Source organism: Micromonospora gifhornensis (assembly GCF_016863515.1).
GTDB classification, from domain to species: domain Bacteria; phylum Actinomycetota; class Actinomycetes; order Mycobacteriales; family Micromonosporaceae; genus Micromonospora; species Micromonospora gifhornensis.
This window is the reverse complement of record NZ_BOPA01000003.1, coordinates 210,711-220,024: the sequence shown is the minus strand read 5'-3', so window position 1 is coordinate 220,024 and position 9,314 is coordinate 210,711. Positions and strand designations below refer to the sequence as shown.

The 9,314-nt window shown below is 68.2% G+C and carries 8 protein-coding genes; all 8 read right to left on the bottom strand.

Features of this window, described 5'->3' with window-relative positions; genetic code table 11:
- Nucleotides 1-135: 135 nt before the first annotated feature.
- The 8 genes from polA to Vgi01_RS02375 all read right to left on the bottom strand — a co-directional run bounded on the left by polA (nt 136) and on the right by Vgi01_RS02375 (nt 9,293).
- A complete protein-coding gene (gene polA / locus Vgi01_RS02410; RefSeq protein WP_204290007.1) occupies nt 136-2,835 on the bottom strand; it encodes a DNA polymerase I in 2,700 nt (899 codons plus the stop codon).
- Between the two features lie 121 nt (nt 2,836-2,956).
- Entirely contained in the window at nt 2,957-3,769 is an 813-nt protein-coding gene (locus Vgi01_RS02405; RefSeq protein WP_275409851.1) for an amino acid ABC transporter ATP-binding protein, read from the bottom strand.
- Entirely contained in the window at nt 3,766-4,746 is a 981-nt protein-coding gene (locus Vgi01_RS02400; RefSeq protein WP_204290006.1) for an amino acid ABC transporter permease, read from the bottom strand. The genes Vgi01_RS02405 and Vgi01_RS02400 overlap by 4 nt, the downstream gene beginning before the upstream one ends.
- Nucleotide 4,747: 1 nt before the next feature.
- The gene (locus Vgi01_RS02395) at nt 4,748-5,659 is read right to left on the bottom strand and encodes an ABC transporter substrate-binding protein (RefSeq protein ID WP_204290005.1); all 912 of its coding nucleotides are present in this window, start codon (nt 5,657-5,659) and stop codon (nt 4,748-4,750) included.
- 33 nt (nt 5,660-5,692) lie between these two features.
- Nucleotides 5,693-6,409, bottom strand: coding sequence for an ABC transporter ATP-binding protein (locus Vgi01_RS02390; RefSeq protein ID WP_204290004.1), 717 nt, complete (start codon nt 6,407-6,409; stop codon nt 5,693-5,695).
- The gene (locus Vgi01_RS02385) at nt 6,393-7,241 is read right to left on the bottom strand and encodes an ABC transporter ATP-binding protein (RefSeq protein WP_373306833.1); all 849 of its coding nucleotides are present in this window, start codon (nt 7,239-7,241) and stop codon (nt 6,393-6,395) included. Before Vgi01_RS02385 ends, Vgi01_RS02390 begins: the two co-directional genes overlap by 17 nt.
- On the bottom strand, nt 7,234-8,343 hold the full coding sequence (locus Vgi01_RS02380) for a branched-chain amino acid ABC transporter permease (RefSeq protein ID WP_102660257.1): 1,110 nt from the start codon (nt 8,341-8,343) through the stop codon (nt 7,234-7,236). Before Vgi01_RS02380 ends, Vgi01_RS02385 begins: the two co-directional genes overlap by 8 nt.
- Entirely contained in the window at nt 8,340-9,293 is a 954-nt protein-coding gene (locus Vgi01_RS02375; protein WP_204290003.1) for a branched-chain amino acid ABC transporter permease, read from the bottom strand. Before Vgi01_RS02375 ends, Vgi01_RS02380 begins: the two co-directional genes overlap by 4 nt.
- Between the last annotated feature and the right edge of the window lie 21 nt (nt 9,294-9,314).

Below are 9,314 nucleotides of genomic sequence, written 5' to 3'. Positions count from 1 at the left end.
GGGAGCCCGGCCCGCGCAGGGATCAAGCCTGACCGCCCGGAGCGGGCCGGGCTCCCCCGAACCCCCACCCCGCTAAAGCCAGCAACCGAGCCGAGGGCCAGGGGAGAGGCCGCAAGGGCCACGGGCCCCGGCGGGTCAGTGGTCGGCGCTGTTCCAGTCGCGGCCCTCGCCGACCGACACCTCCAGCGGCACCGACAGCGGGTACGCCCCACCCATCTCGCGCCGCACCAACTCCTCCAGCGTGGTCCGCTCCCCCGGGGCGACCTCGAAGACGAGTTCGTCGTGCACCTGAAGCAGCATCCGGGAGCGCAGCCCGGCGTCGCGTAGCGCGGTGTCGACGTGCAGCATGGCGACCTTGATGATGTCGGCGGCGGAACCCTGGATGGGGGCGTTGAGGGCCATCCGCTCGGCCATCTCGCGGCGCTGCCGGTTGTCGCTGACCAGGTCGGGCAGGTAGCGGCGGCGGCCGAGGATGGTGGAGGTGTAGCCGTCCTGGCGGGCTCGCGCCACCACCTCGTGCAGGTAGTCACGGACCCCACCGAAGCCGGCGAAGTAGTTCTCCATCAGCCCGCGCGCCTCTTCGGCGGTGATGCCGAGCTGCTGGGACAGGCCGAAGGCGCTCAGCCCGTACGCCAGGCCGTAGTTCATTGCTTTGATCTTGCGCCGCTGGTCCGGACTGACCTCGGTCACCGGCACGGCGAAGACGGAGGAGGCGGTGGCGGCGTGGAAGTCGGCACCGGAGTTGAACGCCTCGATGAGCGCCTCGTCGCCGGACAGGTGCGCCATGATCCGCATCTCGATCTGGCTGTAGTCGGCGGTGAGCAGACATTCGTAGCCCTCCCCCACCACGAACGCCCGGCGGATGCGCCGCCCCTCCTCGGTGCGGATGGGGATGTTCTGCAGGTTCGGTTCGGTGGAGGAGAGCCGGCCGGTGGCGGCGACCGTCTGGTTGAACGTGGTGTGGATGCGCCCGTCGTCGGAGACCGACTTGAGCAGCCCGTCCACTGTCGACTTGAGCTTGGCGACGTCCCGGTGGCGCAGCAGGTGGTGCAGCAGCGGGTGCTCGGTCTGCGCGTAGAGCCACTGCAGGGCGTCGGCGTCGGTGGTGTACCCGGTCTTGATCTTCTTCGTCTTCGGCAGGGCGAGCTCTCCGAAGAGGATCTCCTGGAGCTGCTTCGGGGAGCCGAGGTTGAACTCCCGGCCGATCACCGCGTACGCCCCCTGCGCGGCGGCCTTCACCTCGGCGGCGAAGTGCGCCTCCAGCTCGGAGAGGTAGTCGGTGTCGGCGGCGATGCCGGTGCGCTCCATGTTCGCCAGGACCCGCATCAGCGGCAGCTCCACTCCGGCCATCAGCCGGGCGGACTGCTCCCCGTCGCGGGACAGTTCGGCGTCGATCGCCTCGGCCAGGTCGAGGGTGGCCCGGGCGTGCAGCATGAGGTTCTGCTCGGCCTCGCCGTCGCCGCCGAGCCCGTCGAGGGTGAGTTGGCCGTTGTCGGGAGCGTCGACCCGCAGCTCGCGGTGCAGGTAACGCAGGGCCAGGTCGGTCAGATCGTAGGAGCGCTGGTCGGGGCGGGCCAGGTAGGCCGCGATCTGGGTGTCCCGGGTGATGCCGGCCAGCGTCCAGCCGTGTGCGGCGAAGGCGAGCACGGCAGGCTTGCTGTCGTGCAGCACCTTGGGGCGGGTCTCGTCGGCCAGCCAGCCGGCCAGCGCCGCCTCGTCGCGCTCGTCGAGCGTGCTCGGGTCGAACCAGGCCGCCGCGCCGTCGGCGGTGGCCAGGGCCAGGCCGGTGACGGTGGCGGTGTGCCGCCGGTTGGGGCCGGTGTCCAGCTTGACCGCCACCCCGACCGGGGTGCCCGGCGACGCGTGCGTCTCCAGCCAGCCGGTCAGCGCACCGGGCGCGGCGAGCACCTCGCCGCTCAGGTCGAAGCCCGCCTCGGCCTCCGGCTCGACCGCGTCGAGGTACTGGTAGAGGCGGTCGCGCAGGATGCGGAACTGGAGGGTGTCGAAGACCTGGTGCACCGCTTCCCGGTCCCACCCCTGCCAGCGGGCGTCCTCGGGGCGGATCGGCAGGTCCAGGTCGGCGATCAGGCGGTTGATCTCGTAGTTGCGGATCACGTCGGCGAGTCGTTCCCGCAGACTGTCGCCGGCCTTGCCCTTGATCTCGTCGGCGCGGGCGATGATGCCGTCCACCCCGCCGTACGTGTTGATCCACTTGGCGGCGGTCTTCGGGCCGACGCCGGGCACTCCGGGCAGGTTGTCGCTGGTCTCGCCGACCAGCGCGGCCAGATCCCGGTAGCGGTCGGGGCCGACGCCGTACTTCGCCTCGACCGCGGCCGGATCCATCCGGGCCAGGTCGGAGACGCCCTTACGCGGATAGAGCACGGTGATCTGCTCGTCGACGAGCTGGAAGGCGTCCCGGTCACCGGTGGAGATCAGCACCGGCATCCCCTGGTCGCGGGCCTGGCAGGCCAGGGTGGCGATGATGTCGTCGGCCTCGTAGCCCTCCTTCTCGACCACCGGCACCCGCAACGCCGCGAGGACCTCCTTGACCAGGCTGACCTGGCCCTTGAAGTCCGCCGGGGTCTCGCTGCGGCCGGCCTTGTACTCCGCGTACTTCTCGGTGCGGAAGGAGCGGCGGGACACGTCGAAGGCGACGACGATGTGGGTCGGCCGCTCGTCGCGCAACACGTTGATCAGCATCGAGGTGAAGCCGTAGACCGCGTTTGTCGGCTGCCCCGTCGTGGTGGAGAAGTTCTCCACAGGCAGGGCGAAGAATGCCCGGTATGCCAGGGAGTGTCCGTCGACGAGGAGCAGGCGCGGCGTCGTAGCTGTCACGGTGGCGACTCTAGCCCGTCCCGCCGACAACTCCCGCCGCCGCCTCGCGGCACCCTCATCCGCTGATCCTGGGGTCGGCGGCAATGAACTGCCGCCAACCCCACGATCGACGCAGGGCAGGTCAGAGCACCTTGGCCAGGAATGCCTTGGTGCGGTCGTGTTGCGGGTTGGCGATCACCTCGCGGGGGTTGCCGTGCTCGACCACCACGCCGCCGTCGATGAAGACCAGGGAGTCGCCGACCTCGCGGGCGAAGCCGATCTCGTGGGTGACCACGATCATCGTCATGCCGTCGCGGGCCAGGTCCTTCATCACGTCGAGGACCTCACCGACCAGCTCCGGGTCCAGCGCGCTGGTCGGCTCGTCGAAGAGCATCAGCTTGGGCTGCATGGCCAGGGCTCGGGCGATGGCCACCCGCTGCTGCTGACCACCGGAGAGCTGGCTCGGGTAGTTGCTCATCTTGTCACCCAGACCGACCCGTTCCAGCAGCGCCACCGCCCGGTCGCGGACCTCGGCCCGCTTCTCCCTGCGCACCAGCAGGGGTGCCTCGGTGACGTTCTCCAGGGCGGTCTTGTGCGGGAAGAGGTTGAACCGCTGGAACACCATGCCGATGGCCTGGCGCTGGGCGGCGACCTCCTTCTCCCGCATCTCGTGCAGCTTGCCGCCGCGCTCCCGGTAGCCGATCAGGTCGCCGTCCACCCAGATCCGCCCGGCGTTGATCTTCTCCAGGTGGTTGATGCAGCGCAGGAAGGTCGACTTGCCCGAGCCGGAGGGCCCGAGCAGGCAGCACACCTCCCCGGCGCGTACCTCGAGGTCGATGCCCTTGAGCACCTCGATCGAGCCGAACGACTTGTGCACCTGTTCGGCTCGTACCATCGGCCCGGCCCCGGCCTGAGCCGGGACACCGGCCTGGGCCGGCACGCTCGCCTGCGTCATACGCCCCCTGCCCCTCCGGCGGCGCCGCCGCCACCGACCGCCATGCCGCGCAGCCGGGCCCTGGCCTGACCGGCACGACCGCTGCCTCTGGCGAAGTGCCGCTCCAGGTAGTACTGCCCGACGAGCAGCACACTGCTCAACAGCAGATACCAGATGGTCGCCGCGACAAGCATCGGGAAGACCTGGAAGGTCCGGCTACCGACGGCTCTGATCTGGAAGAACAGTTCGGTGGAGACCGGCACGAAGGCCACCAGCGAGGTGTCCTTGAGCATCGCGATGGTCTCGTTGCCGGTCGGCGGGACGATCACCCGCATGGCCTGCGGCAGCACGATCCGGCGCAGGATCTGCCCCTGGGTCATGCCCAGCGCCTGGGCCGCTTCGGTCTGTCCCTCGTCGACCGACTGGATGCCGGCCCGGACGATCTCCGCCATGTACGCGGCCTCGGACAGGCCGAGCGCCAGCATGCCGGCGACGAAGCCGGTGAGCAGGTCCGTCGCCGAGAAGCCGAACAGCCGCGCCTCGAAGTCCTGCACCCCGAACAGCGCGCCGATCTGCCGATCGAAGGGCAATCCGAACTCGATCCGGGACCACAGCATGCCCAGGTTGCCGAAGAGGATCGCCAGCACCAGCCGGGGCACCGCGCGGAAGAACCAGGTGTACGCCCACGCGACGCCGCGCAGGATCGGGTTTCCCGACAGTCGCATGATCGCGAGGAGGATGCCCAGCACGATGCCGATCAGCATGGACGTCACCAGCAGCGCGATGCTGCCGCGGACACCAGCCATGATCGGCGGCCGGAACATGTTGTCGACCATGAACGACCAGTTGAACGCCTCGTTCGTCACCAGCAGGTGCACGAACATGGCCACCAGCACCCCGATCACGGCGACGGCTACCCACCGCCCGGGATGCCGCACGGGCACGGCCTGGATGGGTTCCGGCCGTGCCCGTTCGGGTGAATCGGTGTCGAGTGACATGTCAGCTGGCGGGGTTCAGTTCCGACGTGGTGATGGCCCCACCCTCGACGCCCCACTTCTCCAGCGCCGCCTTGTAGCTGCCGTCGGCGATGACCGCCTGCACGGCCTCCTTCAGCACCTCGGCGAACGCGGTCTGGTCCTTGGGGACCGCGTAGCCGTACGGCGCCGACTCGTAGATGTCGCCGAGCACCTCCAGCTGGCCGTTGCTCTGCTTCACCGCGTACGCGCCGACCGGGGAGTCGGCCAGCATGGCGTCGTTCTTGCCGCTGACCACGGCGGCCGTCGCGTCGCTCTGCGCCTGGTACTGATCGATGGTGATCTCCGGCTTGCCGGCGTCGGTGCACGCCTTCGACCGGGCGGTGATGTCGTCGAGCTGCACGGTGCCGACCTGCACGGCGATCTTCTTGCCGCAGGCGTTGTCCGGGTCCACCTGGGCCGGGTTACCGGTCTTGGTGGCCCACTGGGTGCCGGCGGAGAAGTAGCTCACCATGTTCACCGACTGCAACCGCTCGGCGTTGATGGTGAACGAGGAGACACCGATCTCGTACTTGCCGGACTGCACAGCCGGCAGGATCGCGTCGAACGGCGCCGACTCGTACTCCGCCTTCAGGCCGAGCTTCTGCGCCACCGCGTTGAACAGCTCCACGTCGAAGCCGATCACGGTGCTGCCGTCGGTGTCCAGGAACTCCGCCGGGGCGTACGTCGCGTCGGTGCCGACCTTGATCACGCCGTCGGCCTTGATCGCGTCGGGCACCTTGGCGGCGAGATCGTTGTCCGGCGCCGCGCTCACCGACGGACCGGCACCGGGCTCGTCAGCGCTCTCCTGCTCGCCGCAGGCCGCCATCGAGAGGGTGAGCAGCGCCGCACCGGCGACACCGATGACGGCCCGGCGACGACCCTTGAGGTTGAACATGTCGTACTCCTTGCGAAGAGGGGTGACGCCCGTTCAGGCCACGCCGAGGTAGGCCTCTTTGACGGCCGGGTCGTGCAGCAGGTCGGCGCCACTGCCTTCCTTGACGATCCGGCCGGTCTCCAGCACGTACGCGCGGTGCGCCCGGGCCAGAGCCTGCTGTGCGTTCTGCTCCACCAGCAGGATCGTGGTGCCCTGCTGGTTGATCTCCGTGATGATGCTGAAGATCTGCTGGATCAGCATCGGCGCCAGACCCATCGACGGCTCGTCGAGCAGCAGCAGCTTGGGCCGGCTCATCAACGCCCGACCCACCGCCAGCATCTGCTGCTCACCGCCGGAGAGCGTGCCACCGACCTGCTTGCGCCGCTCGGCCAGCCGGGGGAACAGCTCCAGCACCTTCGCCAGGTCCTTGGCCACCTCGGCGCGGTCCCGCCGGGTGTAGGCACCCATGTCCAGGTTCTCCATCACCGTCATGCCGGGGAAGATGCCCCGACCCTCGGGCGCCTGGCACAGCCCACGCCGTACCCGCAGGTCGGCCCGGAGCTTGCTGATGTCCTCACCGTTGAACACGATCCGCCCGGAGGCGATCGGCCGGATGCCGGAGATGGCCCGCATCGTGGTGGACTTGCCGGCGCCGTTGGCGCCGATCAGGGCCACGATCTCACCCTCGTTGACGGTCAGGCTGATGCCGTGCAGCGCCTTGATCCGCCCGTAGAGCAGACTGACGTCCTCGATCTCAAGCAGCGTCGTCATCCGGCACCCCCAGGTAAGCCGCGATCACCCGGTGATCCTCACGCACCTCGGCGGGGAGCCCATCTGCGATCTTCTTTCCGAACTCCAGCACCACGATCCGGTCGGTCACACCCATGACCAGACGCATGTCGTGCTCGATGAGCAGCACGGTGATGCCCTGGTCCCGGATCTTGCGGATGAGCTGGAGCAGCTCCTCCTTCTCGGCCGGGTTGAAGCCGGCAGCCGGCTCGTCCAGGCAGAGCAGTACCGGGTCGGTGGCCAGCGCCCGGGCGATCTCCAGCCGGCGCTGCTCGCCGTACGACAGGTTGCGGGCGGCGTCGTGCATCCGGTGCGGGATGCCGACGAACTCCAGCAGCCGCTCGGCCTTCTCCAGCCCGTCGCGCTCCTCCCGGCGGTGCCGGGGCAGCCGGAACAGCGCGGACAGCACGCTGGTCTTGTGGTGCGCGTCCGCGCCGACCTGGATGTTCTCCAGCGCGGTCATCTCCGGGAACAGGCGGATGTTCTGGAACGTCCGCGCCATGCCCATCTTGGTGATGTGGTGCTTCTTCTTGCCGGTGATCCGCTCACCACGGAACCGGATCTCACCCTCGGAGGGCTGATAGATACCGGTCATCGCGTTGAAGCAGGTGGTCTTGCCGGCACCGTTGGGGCCGATCAGACCGAGAATCTCACCCTTGTAGAGGGTGAAGTTCACGTCGTTGAGGGCCACCACGCCACCGAAGCGCAGCGTGACGTGGTCAACCTCCAGCAGCGGCTCCCGTTTGGCGGTGGACTCCACCGCCGGGGCGCCGGCCTGCTCAGGAACGGTCGGCTTCTGCACGGTCTCACCCACCGACGATCACCTCCTTGCGACGGTCCTTGAACTCCGCCGCCCTTCGTCGGTTCGGAATCAAGCCCTGCGGCCGGAAGATCATCATGACCACCAGCACCAGGCCGAAGAACATGAATCGGTACTCGTACAGCTCGACGCCGAAGAACTCGATGCCACGGAACCGCTCGATCATGTACGCCACCAGGCCGCCACCGACGATCGCGCCGACGATGTTGCCCGAGCCGCCGAGGATGACCGCGGCCAGGATGATGATCGAGTTGAGCAGTTCCAGGTTCTGCGAGCTGACGAAGTTCTGCTTGCCGGCGAAGAGCGCCCCCGCCAGACCACCGATGAACGCACCCGAGGCGAACGCCCAGAGCTTGAACTTGAACGTCGGCACGCCCATCAGCTGCGCCGCGTCCTCGTCCTCACGGATCGAGATCCAGGCCCGGCCGACCCGGCTGCGGTTGAGGTTCCGCACCCCGATGACCACCAGGATGATCAGCGTGAGCACCAGCCAGTAGTACGGCCGCGGGTCCAGCACGCCGAAGATCGGCTTGCCGTCGGAGTAGCTGCCCGGCGGGTGCGGGATCTGGTTGAAGCCCCGCTGTCCCTTGAGGAACTCGGAGCTGGTCGCCGCCACCCGGATCATCTCGGCGAAGCCGAGGGTCACGATGGCCAGGTAGTCGCCCCGCAGCCGCAGCGTCGGGGTACCCAGCATCACGCCGGAGATCATGGTGAGCACGAGCGCCACCGGCAGGGCCAACAGCCACGGCCAGAGCGTCTTGAGATCACTGCTCGGCGACGTCAACACCGCCACCGTGTACGCGCCGACGGCGAAGAAGCCGAAGTAGCCGAGGTCGAGCAGGCCGGCGAAACCGACCACGATGTTCAGACCGACGGCCAGCAGCACGTAGATGGAGATGGTGAACAGCACCTGCCCGAAGTTCGACCCGGTGGTCGGGATCGGCCCGAGCCACTGGTAGAACTCCCGGTTCGGCAGTGCGTAGAAGAACACGATCACTGCCGCGATGACGGCCCAGCGCATCCACCGGGGTGCGTTGTGCCAGCGCTCACCCACCGCGTGGCGACCTGAGTAGATCCATTCCCTCACGCTTGTCATGCGCGGGCCCTCCCCAACGACTCGCCCAGCAGACCGGTCGGCCGGAACATCAGCAGCACGACCAGGACGACGAAGGCGACCAGGTCCTTCCAGTTCGCGCCGAACAGGGCCGACGCGTAGTTCTCGACCAGGCCGAGCAGCAGTCCGCCGACCAGCGCACCGCGCAGGTTGCCGATGCCGCCCAGAACCGCCGCGGTGAACGCCTTCAACCCGAGCAGGAAGCCCACGCTGTAGGTCAGAGTGCCGATCCGGATGTCGTAGAGCATCCCGGCGACACCGGCCATCACACCACCGATGATGAAGACCACCAGGATGATCCGGTCCTTGTTGATGCCCATCAGCGCCGCGGTGTTCTGGTCCTGCGCGACCGCGCGGATGCCCCGACCGATACGACTGCGGTTGATGAACAGGTCCAGCGCCACCATCATCGCCAACGCTGAGACGATGACCAGCACCTGCACCATGGTCACTTCGGTACCGGCGACCTCGAACAGCACGAGGTCCGGCTTGACGATCGTGGGCGCACCGACCGGGAGCCGCCGGGTGTAGATACCGAACGCCTCGGCGATCGCGATCGAGGCGCCGATCGCGGTGATCAGGAAGGCCAGCGGTGGGGCGTTGCGCTTACGCAACGGCCGGTACGCCACCCGTTCGACCACTGTCGCGGTGCCCGCGGACGCCACCGCGGCTATCAGCGCACCGACCAGAAGATAAAGCATGATCGAGCCGAAGCCGCTGGCTACCGAGTCACGATCCAGACCGAGTGCGGCCCAACCCCAGATCGCGGCGAAAGCGCCGGCGATGAAGACCTCGGAGTGGGCGAAGTTGATGAGTCTCAGCACGCCGTAGACCAGCGTGTAACCCAGCGCGACGAGGGCATAGATGGCGCCCACCGTCAGCCCGGTTATCGTATATCCCCCGAAATCGGAGAATAGGGCGTTGAAGTTCAAGGAAGGGCACTCCGTACAGGA

Bases quoted from the DNA above. Each gene is read 5' to 3' on its own strand.
- Vgi01_RS02405 (WP_275409851.1), bottom strand. From the start codon at position 3,769: ATGACGCAGGCGAGCGTGCCGGCCCAGGCCGGTGTCCCGGCTCAGGCC.
- Vgi01_RS02400 (WP_204290006.1), bottom strand. From the start codon at position 4,746: ATGTCACTCGACACCGATTCACCCGAACGGGCACGGCCGGAACCCATC.
- Vgi01_RS02395 (WP_204290005.1), bottom strand. From the start codon at position 5,659: ATGTTCAACCTCAAGGGTCGTCGCCGGGCCGTCATCGGTGTCGCCGGT.
- Vgi01_RS02390 (WP_204290004.1), bottom strand. From the start codon at position 6,409: ATGACGACGCTGCTTGAGATCGAGGACGTCAGTCTGCTCTACGGGCGG.
- Vgi01_RS02380 (WP_102660257.1), bottom strand. From the start codon at position 8,343: ATGACAAGCGTGAGGGAATGGATCTACTCAGGTCGCCACGCGGTGGGT.